Raw genomic sequence first — 15597 nt, 5'->3', positions numbered from 1 at the left:
TATTTTTTAATATGTAGTTAAAGAAATCTCAGCGTTCATACGTCTCATTTGCCTTTGACTAATTAAAACATTAGATTGCAACTTAAAAAGCTTATCGTGATTCTTTTTTATGCGGAGATCTAACTCTTTAACTTTTTTCATTTTTACATTGTATTCTGCTTCAGATATTTCTCCAGATTTTTTTTGAGATACCAAATGCTTCATTGTTTTTTGAACTAAATCCATTGCTTCTGCATTCATTTTTTCACAGAATTGTAAGCTCTCCCATCTCTCTTTTAACCTATTTTGGACTATAGCTTCAATTACATCATATTGCTGCTTCTCTGATTCTTGAGCAATTAAACTATTAGCTGAAACAACAACTACAAAAGCAATTAAAATTTTGTGAATTTTCATAACATTTTAATTTTAAGTACTCTAAAAGTATAAATTTTTTTCGAACTTTTGAGAAACTTAAAGTTTATGAATTCAATTTCTCATCAAACCTGGTTTTAAACAAATACATCTGTATAAAGATTAGTAATGTAAAAAAGAAACAAGCTGTTAGCATTGTATTAGATACGCTTATATTCTTAAACAAATCTGGAAACTCAAATATTGGAGTATACTTGTATTTTTCAGGTAGTTTCCATGTTTCAAATATTGATTTCCCTTTTGAAACATAAAGAATACACACCGTAAGTAATGAAAATAATAAAATCCATCCTTTTATGGAAATTAAAGGGTTGGGCTTAAAAACTTTCTTGTTTTGAGTTTCAGCTATAACATCCATAATGCTAGATGTAAAGTTTAAAGAAGGTACTTCTTGATCGGCTTCTTTAATATATTTTTTTGCAAACGCATCTAATTCTTCAATATGTTTATTTTCTCCCATAATGACTAATGAATTCTGGTTCTATATTTTTTTCTACAATTGTTAAAAGTCTTTTTCTTGCTCTGTGTAATCGCACTTTAAGATTTGACTCTGATAATTCTGTTATTTCAATGATCTCTTTTAAACTTAGCTCATCGTAATAAAACATCCACAATAATGTTCTTTCTTCTTCCGGCAGTTTATTTAGGCAATCTTTCATTAAAATCGCCCTCTCTTTTTGAGAAATTTCCTCTAAAATAGTATCAGTACTATGAATCTTTTTTATTGTAATTTCATCTATAGTATCTAGCTGATATTTCTCTTTATTCTTTTTTAAATTATCTAAGCAGTTTCGGTAGGCTATTTTATATAACCATGTTGAAAACTTAGAATCTCCTTTAAATTTAGACAAATTTTTATAGGCTTTAATGAACGTGTCCTGTGATATTTCCTCAGCCTCTTCTCTACTCTTCAACATTTTCATAGCCAAACTAAACACCATAACCTTATACTTTTCTACTAAAAAAGCAAAAGCATTTGTATCTCCTTTTAATACCTTATCTATGTATGTTTGATCGTTGATAGTTGTCATTTTTATTTATGACATCTCTTTTTGAAAAAAGGTTACAAAAAATCTGAAAAAATATTTTTTTTAAAAAAACTGTAACCTTTTTTGAAAGTAAGCTGTCATACCTGCAAACACATTAAAAATAATATTAAAAAAACAATAATATGGAAGTAGCAATTGTATTTATGTTCTTATTCGCGGTAATTTTTGGAATCTTTTATTTATTCTATTCAACAAGAAACAAAGAACGATTAGCATTAATAGAAAAAGGAGTTGATGCTAAAATCTTTATGCAAGGAGAAAGAAAAAAAACAACCTTAACTGGAAGAATGATTATTTTAAACCTGTCTTTATTGTTAATGGGAATTGGATTAGGTGTTTTCATCGCTTTATTATTAACTACCTATACTCAATTAGATGAAGAAGCTGTATATCCAGCAATGATATTCTTAATTGGTGGTTTAGGCTTATTTTCAGGTTTTTTCTTAACTAAAAAGCTAGAGCAAGAAAGCTAAAAAAACAACATAAAGTAACATTAATAGAAAACCACTTCTTATGAGAAGTGGTTTTTTGTTATTTTTGAAGAAATAGTCTATACCTTTAGTTTAATACATACTTCATGAGTGATAATTTTAAGAATAAGAAATTTCAAGAATTATTAGATCGTTTACAACAAGATAGTTGGCAATTAGAACTTATTATTTCTGGTTTTGCCATTTTTGGTTTATTTACTGCATTACCAAAAATTAATTTAGCATTAACTGTTGCAGGAAATGAAAAACAAGTTGTAACTCTTGTAATCTCTGTAGTTGCTTTAATTGCCTGTTATATCCTTATCTTTAATTTATTATTTCATGTAACTTTAAGAGGACTCTGGATTGGTGCTCTTGGTTTACGATATGTTTCTGGAGACATTGATTTTGAAACACTTAATTATAGCGACCGCTTTAAAAATTATCTAGAGAAGAAAATTGTTTCTTTTGACAAATATGTTGCAATACTTGAAAATTATTGTAGTGTTTTATTTGCAGTTTCTTTCTTACTGATTTTTTATGTAATATCTATAACAATTATTATAGTATTACTTTTAACAGTAATTACATATTTAATTGATAATGATGCTATTTCAAAAGGACTTCGAATTGCTTTTGGTATCATTTTTTTATTTACAATTATATTCGGCTCAATTTTAGTTTTTATTGATTTTATTACGCAAGGATATTTAAAAAAGAAAAAATGGTTGTCTAGAATCTATTTTCCTTTTTATTGGATTTTTAGTTTTATCACTTTATCATTTTTATACCGTCCTTTAGTCTATAATTTTTTAGATAATAAATTCACAAAAAGAATCAGTTTTTTACTTGTTCCTATATACATATTAATAACATTTATAAGCTCTGTGAAGTTTCAAACTTCTAATTATTTAGACCTTACCAAGCTAAACTCCAATATTTATTTAGACAATAAAGAATATGAAGATTTACTAACAGAAGAGACAGATTTAGTGAAAGTTGCCAGTATTCAATCAAAAGTTATCACTATTCCGTATGTTGAGTTTTTTAAAGTTTTTAATGAAAGTGTTGAAGATAGGATTTACAGCTATCATCCTTCTTTGAAGCCAAAAGAAGATAAGAGAGGTTTTCAAACTGGCATCAATCTAACCTCTAATAATAACATCAAAATTCCTAGAAAAGAAAGGGACAGTCTAGCTAGAAAATATGTTGAAGTGTTTAACGAGATGTATGAGGTAACTATTGATTCGACAAAGTTTAATTCAGATTTTTTGATTTCTAAAAACAAAAAGAATCAAACAGGTTTTCAAACTTTCATTCCAACCAAAGGCCTCTCTGATGGGAAACATATTCTGAAATTAAAAAGAAAATATATAAAAGATAAAGATACGCTTAAAATAACCGATGTAATTATTCCATTTTGGTACTACAAAGATTAATCTTTGAAAAGTATTATTAATTATTACATCAAACCATTTAAACAAACTACTCTTATGAAACCAATTACTTTTTTTTTGCTTCTTATAACTTTTATCTCTAACAGTTACGGACAAACTGATCCCAAAATTTATGATATTATAAATACTATTTCATCAGAAAGGATTGAAAAAGACATTACAAAGCTTGCTAATTTTGGTACTCGACATACATTAAGTGATACTGTTTCTAATACTAGAGGAATTGGTGCTGCTAGACGCTGGATTAAAAAAGAATTTGAACAAATTTCTAGTGATTGTAATAATTGCTTAGAAGTTTTTTATCAAAAAGACTTGGTAAAAAAAGGTGCTAATAAAAGAATTACTAAAGATGTATGGGTTGTTAATGTAGTTGCTATTCAAAGAGGAACTAAAAACCCTAATAGCTTTATAATTATGAGTGGAGATATCGATTCTCGTATTTCTGATCCTAATGATTTTACAAATGATGCTCCAGGAGCTAACGACAACGCAACAGGAATGGCAGGTTCAATAGAAGCAGCAAGAGTTTTGAGCAACTATAAATTTGACAATAGTATTATTTATGTTGGCTTATCTGGTGAAGAACAAGGCTTGTTTGGTGGAAAAGGTTTAGCCAATTATGCTAAAGAAAAAGGTTGGGATATTATTGGCGTTATGAACAATGACATGATTGGAAATATTAAAGGAGTGGATGGAGTTATTGACAATCGTACTTTTAGAATTTTTTCAGAACCAACACCTCCAACTGAAACAGAAAGACAACGAGCTGCTCGACGTTTTTATGGTGGTGAAGTTGATGGGATTTCTAGACAATTAGCACGCTACATTCATAAGACTACTAAAACCTATATGCCTGAGATGAATCCGAAAATGATTTACAGATTGGATCGCTTTGGACGTGGTGGACATCACCGTCCTTTTAATGACGCTGGTTTTGCAGGTATCAGAATTATGGAAGCGCACGAGAACTACACACAACAACACCAAGATATTAGAACTGAAAATGGGATTGAGTATGGTGATAAATTAAAATTTGTAAATTTTGATTACGCTAAAAAACTAACTGCTGTAAATGCCATAAATTTAGCTAGTATTGCCTCTGCTCCTCTTGCTCCAAAAAATGTAGGAATTGGAGGGATTGTTGAAGCTTCTGCAAAGTTTTCATGGGAAAAAGTAGATGGAGCTAAAGGTTATAAAATTTATTGGCGTGATACTACTTCACCAACTTGGGATCACTTCAAATATGTTGAAAACGTTACAGAATATACACTAGAAGGTATTGTTCTTGATAATTTCTTCTTCGGAGTAAGTGCCGTTGGAGAAGATGGACATGAGAGTTTAGTTAGTTTTCCTTCAAGAATTATTAGATAATCCTATTGGAAAAGCCAACACTATATTTTGAGCGCGATATAGATTGGTATGATTGGTTAATACTTAATCATAACCAATTTAGCGGCGCGTATTTAATTTTCTATAAAAAAGATGCTATAGAAGCTTCTATGACTTGGGAAGAAGCTGTAAAAGTAGCTTTATGTTTCGGCTGGATTGATTCCACCGTAAAAAGTCTAGGTAACGGTAAAAGACAACAATATTTTTGCCCTAGAAAGCCCAAAAGTGCTTGGAGCAAGCTCAACAAAACTTATATAGAAGAACTTCTTTCTCAGAATTTAATTCATGAAAGCGGATTGAACTCAATTCAAATAGCCCAAAAAAATGGGGCTTGGTTTGATTTAGATCATGTGGAAAATTTGGTTATTCCTGAAGACCTTCAATTACATTTTGATAAAAATGTTGAGGCCTATAACAATTACAAAAACTTTGCTCCCTCATATAGAAAAAGTTACCTCTATTGGCTTCATAGTGCAAAACGAAAAACTACTCGTATTAAAAGAATCGAAGAAATTATTTCTTTATGCGAAGCGAATAAAAAAGAGCGTAGTTAAATTTATTTATAAAATCGTTAACATCTTAACAAATAAAATAATAATAAATTCACGTTTTAATAATCAATAACTAAAATTTGTAAACATGCTTACCTACAAACCAAGAGTGGTTTTAACTACATTCTTGGCGCTTTTTATGTTGAGTGTTTCTGATATAAATGCGCAAAGAAGAAAAAAGAAAAAAGAAAAAGACAGTAAGGCTAAAACTGAAATGCCTAAGAAAAAAGAAAAGCCTGAAAAAACAATTGCCGACTTAACTAAGAAAAGTGCAAAAATTGAAGGGCTTTTTACTATTTATCAAGATTCTGTATCTGGTGATGTAAAATTACTAGTAAAAAAAGACCAATTAAATAAAGACTTTATTTACTTCTCTCAAATTGCTGATGGTGTTACAGAAGCAAATGCCTTTAGAGGTTCTTATAGAGGTTCTACGGTTTTTCACATCAACAAACACTTCAACAAGATCGAATTTGTAGCTCCAAATACTTCTTTTTATTTTGATGAGAACAACGCTATCTCTAGATCTGCAGAAGCAAACACTAGTGATGCATTAATTGAGAGTTCTAAAATTTTAGCTTCAGACGATGAAAAAGGTGAGTATTTAATCGATGCTAATGACTTATTTTTATCAGAAACGTTAACTAGAGTTAAGCAACCTAGCTTTCCTGGCGGATCTCCTTTCGCTTTTAAACTAGGAAGATTTGACAAGAAGAAATCTAAAATTAATAACATTAAGAACTATCCTGAAAACACCAACATTAAAACTGAATATGTATTCAACAATCCAACAATATTAGGTGGTGGTTCTAGAGCAATAAAAGATGGTAGATATGTTTCTATTAAGGTATTCCATACTTTTATGAACATACCAGAAGATGGGTATGAAGTTCGTTTTGATGATCCAAGAGTTGGTTTCTTTACTACTCAAGTAAATGATATGACAAGTACTGAAACTATTAATTATAGAGATTTAGTACACCGTTGGAGATTAGTAAAAAAAGACCCTACTGCTGCTGTTTCTGAGCCTGTAACTCCTATTACGTGGTGGATTGAAAACTCTACTCCACTAGAATGGAGACAAACTATTACTGAAGGAGTGTTAGCTTGGAATGAAGCTTTTGAAAAAGCTGGTTTTAAAAATGCAATGGTAGTAAAAGTACAACCAGATGATGCTGATTGGGATGCTGGAGATGTTCGTTATAATGTTTTACGTTGGACTTCTTCTCCTAACCCTCCATTCGGTGGTTATGGGCCAAGTTTTGTAAATCCTAGAACAGGTGAAATTCTTGGAGCTGATATCATGTTAGAATATGTTCATTTTACTAACAGAGTAAAATTAGATAGAATAATAAGTAGTGTATCTAGCTTTGAGAACGAAGAAGAAACAATGAAACATGCGTTCTTAAATCAAGATAATCACCTATTCTGTTCTGCAGGACATTTAATGCATGAAAACACGATGTTTGGAAAAACGGTTTTAGCTGCTACTGGCGCTTCAGATATGGAGATGGAAGGAATGAAAAAAGAAGCTATGAAATCGCTAATAATGCATGAGGTTGGACACACGTTAGGTTTAAACCACAACATGAAAGCCAGCCAATTATTTAGTCCTGAAGAACTAGCGAATCCAGAATTAATTAGAGGAAAATGTTTAACTGGTTCTGTAATGGATTATGCAGGAATCAACTTAACTTTAGATAGAACTAAACAAGGGCAATATTATGATATGGCTGTTGGTCCTTATGATATTTGGGCAATTCAATTTGGTTATACTCCATTTACCAATAAAACAGAAATGGATGCCTTACTAGCACAATCTACAAAACCAGAGTTAATTTTTGGTAATGATGCAGATGATATGCGTTCTCCAGGAAAAGCTATTGATCCTAGAGTTATGACTGGTGATTTATCTAATGATCAAATTGGTTATTCTATAGACAGATTCAAGTTAGTAAACAACATGATGCGAAAATTAAAGTCTAGCATGGCTAAAACTGGAGAGTCGTATGAAGAATTACGCAATGCATATTATGTATTAAACGGACAATCTGCTAGAGCTGGGGATGTGATTTCAAGATTTATTGGTGGTGTATATGTTGATAGAGCTATGCAAGGTCAAGAAGGAGCTACACAACCTTATACTCCTGTAAGCTATGCAGATCAAAAGAGAGCTATGAATGCTTTAAAAACGTATATTTTTGCTCCAAATGCTTTTAAAGCTCCAAGCGATTTATACGCTTATTTAGCGAGACAACGTAGAGGATATAATTTCTTTGGTGGACCTGAAGATCCAAAAATTCACGCACAAGTTTTAGGTTATCAAACTAGAGTACTTAATCATATTTTACACCCAAATACATTACAAAGAATTTCAGATTCTGAGTTATACGGAAACAAATACAAGCTTTCTGAATTTATGACTGAATTAAATGACGCTATTTTTAAAGCTGATATTTACGGTTCTGTAAATTCTTTCCGTCAAAACTTACAAATGCAGTATACAAAAATGCTTTTAAGTATGGTAGATGGTAAAAGCAAAAATAGATTTACAAACGCTTCAAAAGCTATGGCTTTATACAACCTAAACAAAATTAAAACTTGGGTAGGTAATGGAACTGGTGATGTAATGACAAAAGCGCACAAAGCTCAATTAAAAACATTAATCACAAATACTTTAAAAGAAGTTAAATAATCTTCTTCAAAAGAAATAAAACTAAAACCGTGATAACTAATTGTCACGGTTTTTTTATTTTTATACTATGGCTATAATCTTACTTACTGGAGGAACTGGACTCATTGGTCAAACTCTTCAAAAACAACTTGAAAACAACAATCATAAAGTTAGAATTTTAACACGTTCACCAAAACTTGACAATCATTTTAAGTGGGACATAAAAGCTAATTATATTGATGAAAAAGTTTTTGACAACCTTGATTATATAATTCATCTAGCGGGAGCTGGTATTGCTGATAAACGATGGACTGATGAAAGAAAACAAGTATTAATTAACAGTAGAGTTGAATCTTCAGGTTTATTATTTTCTAAAATTAAAGAACTAAATATACCCTTAAAAGGATTTATCAGTGCTTCTGGAATTGGTTATTATGGAGCTATAACTTCCTCTAAAATTTATTCAGAAGAAGACCAACCAGCAGATGATTTTATTGCTAAAATATGTATTGAATGGGAAGCAGCTGCTAATCAATTTAAAACACTTAATATACCTGTTACAATTCTAAGAACAGGTGTTGTTTTATCTAGCAACGGTGGTGCTTTAAAAAAGATGAATACTCCTTTGTTTTTATCTGCTCTCGGTACAGGAAAACAATATATTCCTTGGATTCATATAGATGATTTATGTAACTTATATGTAAAAGCTATCGAAGACGATAGTTTTACGGGTATCTATAATGCAGTAGCTCCAGAACACAAAACAAATAACGATTTTACCAAAACCTTAGCAAAGGTTGTAAAAAAACCAGTACTTCCTATAAATGCTCCTGGTTTTATATTAAAAATAGTTTTAGGAGAATTAGCTGCTATTGTGTTGGAAGGTAGTAGAGTTTCAGCGGAAAAAACAACTGCATCTTACAACTATAAATATGAGAATTTAGAAAAGGCGCTTTATGCCATTTACACATAAAAAAAGACCTAGCTTTAGTTAGGTCTTTTTTAAATCTCGTTACAAAGTGATTAAATTTTTTCCACTGTTATTTCAGAATTAGTTTTCATCACAACACCCATCATATTTATATCAATGTTCATTTTCATGGTGCTTACCATTCCGGTGCTTCTATTAATTTTAACATTACCATTAATTTTTGCATTTGGTACTAAACTCATTTTTCCTGATATATCTGCAATAACAAAATCATCTGTGATTTGAGTAACTTTATAAGTTGTTTCCATTTCAATACCTTCAGTATTTTGAGTATTGGTCCAATAAGAACCTACAGATACCTCTTCTTCAGGATAAATAACAGAACTCATTTGATCCTTTAATTTGGTAACACCGGTTACCTCAGGCACTAATTTTAGTAACTTACTCTTACCTAGCTTATCCATACTAAGAAAAATAGTAGTTTCTAATAACGGCTTCATTTTATCAGCGAATTCCTTAGTTTCATCGTCTAACTCTTCATCCTTCATGTTAGAGTTATAATTTAACTTTTTATCTTCTTGTTCAATTTTTGTTGAGAAATAAGTGAAATTATTTTTTACGTTATAATCTTGATCTTTTACATCTTGCACTAACATTTCCATAGACATTTCCATATCCATTACTACCATACCCATATCTTGTTTCATCACCATATGAGTTTTATAGATATCTCCTTTATCAAACTTAAGACGTATTTTTACTTTTTCTTGACCATACGTAATTGTTGAAACCAACAATAATAATGCAATTGCTATTTTTTTCATTTTTATTAATTTAAGTTGCTACAAATATATAAAAACAAAAGGCTTGTAAAATATTCATAATTTAATAGAGAGATTTTCTCTAAATACCAAAATTATGTTTTAAGGTTCTTTTGATATTCTCCAAGTAAGTCTTACTTATAGGTATTTGTACATCAAATATCACAACTTCTTTATTTCCCTTTATCTCTTTAATTTTATCAATTCTTATATAATAAGATCTATGCACTTTCAAGAACTCTATAGTGTCTGGTAACTCTTGAAAAAACTCGTCTATTTTTTTTCTAATTAAATATTTTTTCCCTTCTGTAAAAATTTCAACATAGTTTCTAGAAGATTTAAAATAACCAATTTCACTTGTTATTAATCTTATAGTATTACCATTTGACTTAATAGACACAGATAATTCTTCTTGGTTTCGCCTTAATTTATTTAAGATTCCATGATAAATTATTGTAAAATGTTTTTTATTAAAAACTAAAACCCTAAACCTAAAGAAAAGAAAAATAAATAATCCTATTAATATTAAAATCAAACTTATAAACCAACTTGATTTCCAAAAAGGTAAAACAACAAGAATATTTTTCTCAATTGTCTCAATCCATTCTTGATTTTCATTTTTTACTTGAAGCCTAAATTGATAACTTCCATAAGTTAAATGAGACAAATCAATAGCTGTATTTGTGGTGTAATTCCATTCTTCTTTGTCCTTTATTTTATAACGGTACTCATTATAACCTCCGTTTTTGAAGGAAACTGTATTGTAGTAAACTTTTAAGCTAGACTCTGGCGATTGTAGAACAATTTCATCATTCTTTGCAAAAGGTTTATTATTCACAATCACCTTATCTAGGTGTAACCATTTTTTATAACTTGAATTTACCTTCTCAAAAATACTTTTACTAAAACGAAAAAGACCTTCTCTTGATGCTAACCAAACGAAACCATTTACAATCTCAATATCTAAAATTTCGCTGCAAATGAGACCTTCTTTATGAGATAAAGTATCAATATCAAATGTGTTATTTTTATATAACGTTACTCTATTAACACCTCTATTTGTACCTACCCATAAAGTATAAGAATCTTCTATATAAACTTCAGTACAAATATCACTTAACAAACCATTTCTACTATTAATAGAAAAAATGGTGTCTTTTTTCTTAACTATTAAACCGTTTCCCATAGTAGTAATTACAGCCTGATTATCATCAGTATCAATATCAGATATTCGATTATTAAAAAATGAAGAATTGTCTTTTAATGATTTTAAACTATCATTTTTATACTCGTACAGCCCTCCCTGAGTACCAATTAAGATAGCATCATTTATTTTTGAAATATCATAAATACGCTCTGGAACTTTTACCACTTTTTTTATAGTATCTTCTAAAAAACTTATATGACTTTTACTGAAGCCATTGGTAAAAAATTCATCATCTGATATTCCAAAAACTTGATCTATATATGCTTTATTATCTTTAACAAGTTCTTTTTTTGAATATAATTCCTCTATATATAGATAATTCTCGGTCTTGTCAAACCCAATAAATACAGAATGTTTTTTATTTGAAGAATATAACTTTGAAAATTCTTCACTTTTCTCAATCTTTTTTCTAACAATACCGTTATGAAAAGCTATAAATAAACCATTATCATTGTCTTTGTCTAATTCTGTAGGAAAACTATCAAATTCATAATGATTAATCATAGGTTCTTTATTATAAAAAACACCTGAGTTTAAAGTACTAATCCATAAACCTCCCTCATGATCTTTAAATACTTTTGTAACAGATTCATCTTTAAGAAAATGATACTTTATGTTTCCTTGAGTATCTAAAATAATGGCTCCTCCGTATTGATAACCTATCCAAAAATAATCTTCATCTAGTTTATCTGCCATAATTGCTAAACTAGAATCATTTGGCACTTTATTAGTTACGTGAGTACCATCGGGTGAAATAAAAAAGTATCTATTTTTATAAAAAACACATCGTCTTTTATTTTTTGTATCATTTAGTACTCGAATAAAACTAGAAGCTCCTAATAAGTAAGTAGTATTTATACTAAAATCTATATTCGAATTATGAAGATTTAAATTATCACGAAATATAAAATTTGGAACTTTTTTTAGCGCTTTTAAAATCAACTTTTGTTTGTCTGTTTTATTTCCTTTTATAGGTTTACTTAAAACTTTTCCATTAGCATCAATCTCTAAAAACAAATATTTATTGTTAAATGTAAGAAACAAAGATTTATCTTCTGAGACTACTAAATTATTGATTACAAAATTGTTTGGAATACTTTCTTCTATTACTTGATTATATGAATAAGCTTTAAATCCTTCTTTTTCATTTTTGAAATAAAAAATTTTATGATTCAAGGTTGAACACCAAATAGTACCATCTTGCTGTTCGTAAAAATTTAAAATTGTATTATCTAATAATCCTTCTGATATTGAATAACGTTTGAATATTTTTCCATCATAGCGTGTTAAACCTCTATCTGTAGCAAACCATAAATACCCCATATTATCCTGAGTTATATCATACACCTCAGAACTAGATAATCCGTCTATAGCGGTAAAATTCTTAAAAAGTTGGTTTTGAGAGTTTAAATTAGTAAAATTTGCAAAAAGCAGAAAAAAACAAAAAATTTGATATAAGCAACAACAATTTTTTACTCTTTTTGAGTTAAAGCTAGTCAATATTTCCATGGTAGTGGGAGGTTTGAGATATTTTTCTTTTTCAAAAAGGAAAATAGTTATTTTAAATCAATTACACAAATGATGACTGGTAATTAAAACAACTACAAAAGGAAAGTTTCTTGCATAAAAAAACTACCCAAATTTAAACTTTGAGTAGTTTGATAATTAATGAAAATCTTCAATATAACTATTAAAAAAGGTTATATTATTTTATGCACAAGTATTACAAGTATTAGGAAGTGCTACCCATACATTATTAACACATTGTAGATTAAATGGTCCTGCAAGACAACGTACTTCATCAGCACCAATGTCTAGATTACAATAATCTCCCTCTTGAGGACAAATTCCATTGGTATTAAATCTTGTGCCTCCTTTAATGTTTTTTTGTGTGCTTCCTTCTAATTTTTGAACACCGTTAATTTTTAAAATGTTTTCTAACATAATTTTAAGTTTTAGATTAATAATAAATAGATTACGGAAAATCCGTTTTTTATGGTATACTTTGAAGTGTCATGTTTACTTGGCGTAATCCTTTACCTTCATCATTGTATTGATAAACGATTCGGAAAGTTTGAATAGCTGGAACATATAGTTCTTTAGGTTCATTAAAGTAAACTGTATGTCTCGTTACATTAGTTGCTGAAGTATTATTTATTTTAGCAAAGGACATTGTATCATCTCTCCACTTGGTACTAAGTCCTTTCCTTTTATATTTTCTCCCTTTTATCCAAGTTCCTACACTAAAGTAATTAGAGTAAGCAATGTACCAGGTTTGAGTATGAAAACTGTAAATACCTCCTCCACAAGTAAAAAAGTCGTCTGGATAGGGATGATATTTATTAAAATAATTACCTCCATAAAACCCAGTTCCCGTATAAGAGTTTTCCGGATACTTTGCACATAATGTTTGTCCGTTTAAGTTTAGCTTTTGCTCCAAACTGGCATTATCATATTTCTTTAGATAAAATAATTGAACTTTAGAAGTTGGCTTCTTGTTAAGATCACTTCTTAGTAATGCTTGATAATCATTTGATATATATTCAATATCTTCTGTAATCCTATGAAACTCATTTCCAACTTTGTAAATACCTTCTTGATTAATTATAGCTGAAAATGCTGGACTAGGAATGAACAATATATTTTCTTCTTCAAGTTTCTCTTGTAATGTAATATCTTCTTCTGTTGGTAGTTGATCATAATAAGACTGCAACAGAAAATGAGAATTTGAAAAACCTATAGTATCTAACCAAAGATAAATTTCATTATCAGAGAAGCCTTTTAAATGTTTCAATGTGTTTAAAAAAGAAGCTTCAGAATCAAAAGTTAAAATTCCTTTTTCTACATAAACAGATTCACTTATTGATAAATCTTCTATTTGTTTATCACATCCATAAAAACTAATAAATAAAAAAGATAAAGCTAATTTGAAATACTTTTTCATATGTAACATATTTTAGATTAATTGGTGAACCTAAAATTATACTTTAAAAAAATCACTTATAACTTATCAATTACGAATGTGCCGTATTCTTGGAAAATAGCTATGAAATTATTTTATTCTACATTTCATAATAACATATTAGGGATAAAATTTATTAATTCTGGGACAAGTTTTTAATTCTATTTTAGATCAAAATAAAAAAAGGTTTAGAAAAAATTCTAAACCTTTTTATAAATATCATGTATTATTTATCTAAAAATCTTGATTTACATCCCAAGCTTCGATAATATCTTTAAACGTTTTAATAAACATTCCACCTAAAGCTCCGTTTACCACTCTGTGGTCATATGAATGAGATACAATCATTTTGTGACGGATACCAATTAAATCTCCTTCTGGGGTTTCAATTACAGCTGGTTTTTTTATAATAGCACCTAATGCTAAAATCGCTACTTGAGGCTGATTAATAATCGGAGTTCCTGTAATACTTCCAAAACTTCCAACATTAGTAACAGTGTAAGTCCCGTCTTGTATTTCATCTGGCTTTAATTTATTAGCTCTTGCTCTTTGCGCTAAATCATTTACCTGTTTTGTCATACCAACCAAACTTAATTGATCTGCATTCTTAATAACAGGAACTATTAAATTTCCATCAGGTAAAGCAGCTGCCATTCCTAAGTTAATATTTCCTCTTTTGATAATCTTATCGCCATCTACAGAAATATTTATTAGTGGATGCTTTTTTATAGTTTGCGCTACAGCTTGCATAAAGATTGGAGTAAAAGTTAACTTCTCTCCTTCTCTTTTTTGATAGGCGTTTTTAACTTTATTTCTCCAGTTTACAACATTAGTAACATCTACTTCTATAAACGATTGTACGTGAGCTGATGTTTGAACTGAAGCAACCATGTGCTTTGAAATCAGTTTTCCCATTCTACTCATTTCAATAATTTCATCTTTTCCAGATATAGAAACTGGAGCAGCTTCAACTTTCTTAGGTTTTTCAATATCAAACTGAATTGAAGGAGCACTTGAAGTTTTTGTTGGTTGATTACCTCTGTTTTCTAAATAACCTAGAATATCGCTCTTAGTAACTCTACCTTTTTTGCCTGTTCCTTGAACACTTTCAAGCTCTTCTAAAGAAATTCCTTCAGTTTGTGCTATACTCTTTACTAAAGGAGAGTAAAAACGTTCGCTTGAAGAAGTATCTAAAGAAGAAACAGATTCTTTTACTTCTGCAATGGTATTTTCGATTTCTTTTGCAGCTACTGGAGTTTCAGTTACTACCTCTTTTGCCGTTTGTTGAGAAACAACCTCAGCACCTTCTTCACCTTCGGTTTCAATAATAGCAATTGTTTGACCTACTTGAACTACATCATCCTTTTGAAATAAAATCTCAACAAGTTTTCCTTCCACTTCACTAGGTACTTCGCTATCTACTTTATCTGTAGCTACTTCCACAACGGTATCATCCATTTCAACCATGTCTCCTACTTCTTTTATCCAAGAAGTAATTGTTGCTTCTGCAACGCTTTCGCCCATTTTAGGAAGCTTTAATTCAAATCTTGCCATACTATTGATTGATTTTTATTGCCTCACAAAAATAGTAAATAAATTTGATTTATTTATTATTATATCAATTGAGAAAGTTAGTTTTTTTTACGAAAACTATAAAAAACATCGTTTAGAG

14 protein-coding genes are annotated in these 15597 nt (G+C 29.6%); 6 read left to right on the top strand and 8 right to left on the bottom strand.

The features are described 5' to 3' along the window. Positions 1–6: 6 nt before the first annotated feature. From EV195_RS09430 to EV195_RS09420, 3 genes are all read right to left on the bottom strand, one after another. Positions 7–396 (bottom strand): hypothetical protein, encoded by a 390-nt coding sequence (locus tag EV195_RS09430; RefSeq protein WP_132794702.1) that lies wholly within the window; start codon positions 394–396, stop codon positions 7–9. A gap of 64 nt (positions 397–460) precedes the next feature. Then, on the bottom strand, positions 461–874 hold the full coding sequence (locus EV195_RS09425; RefSeq protein WP_132794701.1) for a hypothetical protein: 414 nt from the start codon (positions 872–874) through the stop codon (positions 461–463). After that, entirely contained in the window at positions 861–1445 is a 585-nt protein-coding gene (locus EV195_RS09420; protein ID WP_132794700.1) for an RNA polymerase sigma factor, read from the bottom strand. The genes EV195_RS09425 and EV195_RS09420 overlap by 14 nt, the downstream gene beginning before the upstream one ends. A 140-nt stretch (positions 1446–1585) precedes the next feature. On the opposite strand from EV195_RS09420, the gene EV195_RS09415 reads away from it, so the two are divergent. The 6 genes from EV195_RS09415 to EV195_RS09390 all read left to right on the top strand — a co-directional run bounded on the left by EV195_RS09415 (position 1586) and on the right by EV195_RS09390 (position 8977). Beyond that, the gene (locus EV195_RS09415; protein WP_132794699.1) at positions 1586–1936 is read left to right on the top strand and encodes a DUF6249 domain-containing protein; all 351 of its coding nucleotides are present in this window, start codon (positions 1586–1588) and stop codon (positions 1934–1936) included. Between the two features lie 104 nt (positions 1937–2040). Continuing rightward, positions 2041–3372, top strand: a complete 1332-nt coding sequence (locus EV195_RS09410; protein WP_132794698.1) for a hypothetical protein — start codon at positions 2041–2043, stop codon at positions 3370–3372. 54 nt (positions 3373–3426) lie between these two features. Beyond that, on the top strand, positions 3427–4761 hold the full coding sequence (locus EV195_RS09405) for a M28 family peptidase (RefSeq protein WP_132794697.1): 1335 nt from the start codon (positions 3427–3429) through the stop codon (positions 4759–4761). 5 nt (positions 4762–4766) lie between these two features. Continuing rightward, a complete protein-coding gene (locus EV195_RS09400; RefSeq protein WP_132794696.1) occupies positions 4767–5333 on the top strand; it encodes a YdeI/OmpD-associated family protein in 567 nt (188 codons plus the stop codon). 85 nt (positions 5334–5418) lie between these two features. Next, positions 5419–8025 (top strand): zinc-dependent metalloprotease, encoded by a 2607-nt coding sequence (locus tag EV195_RS09395; protein ID WP_132794695.1) that lies wholly within the window; start codon positions 5419–5421, stop codon positions 8023–8025. A gap of 67 nt (positions 8026–8092) precedes the next feature. After that, positions 8093–8977, top strand: coding sequence for a TIGR01777 family oxidoreductase (locus EV195_RS09390; protein WP_132794694.1), 885 nt, complete (start codon positions 8093–8095; stop codon positions 8975–8977). A 50-nt stretch (positions 8978–9027) separates the two neighbouring features. Here EV195_RS09390 and EV195_RS09385 read toward each other — a convergent pair whose 3' ends face one another. The 5 genes from EV195_RS09385 to EV195_RS09365 form a co-directional block, all read right to left on the bottom strand. Continuing rightward, positions 9028–9759 carry a DUF6263 family protein gene (locus tag EV195_RS09385; RefSeq protein ID WP_132794693.1) on the bottom strand — a complete coding sequence of 244 codons (732 nt, stop codon included), beginning with the start codon at positions 9757–9759 and terminating at the stop codon, positions 9028–9030. 79 nt (positions 9760–9838) lie between these two features. Continuing rightward, positions 9839–12472 (bottom strand): ligand-binding sensor domain-containing protein, encoded by a 2634-nt coding sequence (locus EV195_RS09380; RefSeq protein WP_132794692.1) that lies wholly within the window; start codon positions 12470–12472, stop codon positions 9839–9841. Positions 12473–12673: 201 nt separating this feature from the next. After that, positions 12674–12907 (bottom strand): hypothetical protein, encoded by a 234-nt coding sequence (locus tag EV195_RS09375; RefSeq protein WP_132794691.1) that lies wholly within the window; start codon positions 12905–12907, stop codon positions 12674–12676. A 49-nt stretch (positions 12908–12956) separates the two neighbouring features. Further along, positions 12957–13907, bottom strand: a complete 951-nt coding sequence (locus EV195_RS09370) for a hypothetical protein (RefSeq protein ID WP_132794690.1) — start codon at positions 13905–13907, stop codon at positions 12957–12959. A 252-nt stretch (positions 13908–14159) separates the two neighbouring features. Further along, positions 14160–15479: a dihydrolipoamide acetyltransferase family protein gene (locus EV195_RS09365; protein WP_132794689.1), complete on the bottom strand. Its 1320-nt coding sequence runs from the start codon at positions 15477–15479 to the stop codon at positions 14160–14162. Between the last annotated feature and the right edge of the window lie 118 nt (positions 15480–15597).

The organism is Tenacibaculum skagerrakense (assembly GCF_004345825.1).
In the GTDB taxonomy this organism is placed as follows: Bacteria; Bacteroidota; Bacteroidia; order Flavobacteriales; family Flavobacteriaceae; genus Polaribacter; species Polaribacter skagerrakensis.
The sequence above is the reverse complement of the archived record's forward strand: the minus strand, read 5'-3'. Positions and strand labels throughout refer to the sequence as shown.